This is a genomic window from Novosphingobium sp. 11B (assembly GCF_054589055.1).
This window is the reverse complement of sequence record NZ_BAAILP010000280.1, coordinates 1-529: the sequence shown is the minus strand read 5'-3', so window position 1 is coordinate 529 and position 529 is coordinate 1. Positions and strand designations below refer to the sequence as shown.

The window sequence follows — 529 nt, the reverse complement described above, 5'->3', positions numbered from 1 at the left end:
TGCGGATTCCGGGGTCATCCCGGCCACCATTCCGATTTGATCCCGGCCGGGATTCCAAGATGATGCCGGCCACCATTCCGAGCAATTCCCGGCCACCCGGGAGGGAGTGAGAAGTCCGATCGTTGGGTCCATCCCATCGGCGCAGCAGCCGGAGGATGGAGATGCCGACGAGGAGGCCAAAGATGCGCCATGTGCGCGAAGTACTGAGAATGCATCGGGAGGCTTGCGTCCCGATGCGCGAGATCGCCCGACTGACCGGCCTTGCTCGATCTACAGTGCGCGACATGATCGTGCGCTTCGACCGGTCGGGGTTGGAGTGGCCGGTTCCATCCGAGATTGGCGACATAGATCTGGAGGGACGCCTGTATGGCGCCTCTGGGGTCAAACCTGGGCGGCGTAAGCTGCCCGAGCCGGACTGGCCGGTGGTAGCGCGCGAACTGAAGCGCAAACACGTGACGCTGCAGGTGCTCTGGGAGGAGTACCGCGCCGAGCATCCAGACGGATATCGCTATAGCCGGTTCTGCGATCT

The 529-nt window shown here is 63.3% G+C and carries 1 pseudogene; it reads left to right on the top strand.

What is annotated here, in order from left to right:
- Positions 1-233: 233 nt before the first annotated feature.
- Positions 234-529: pseudogene (locus tag ACYPYD_RS24220) on the top strand (IS21 family transposase); the annotation flags it as partial.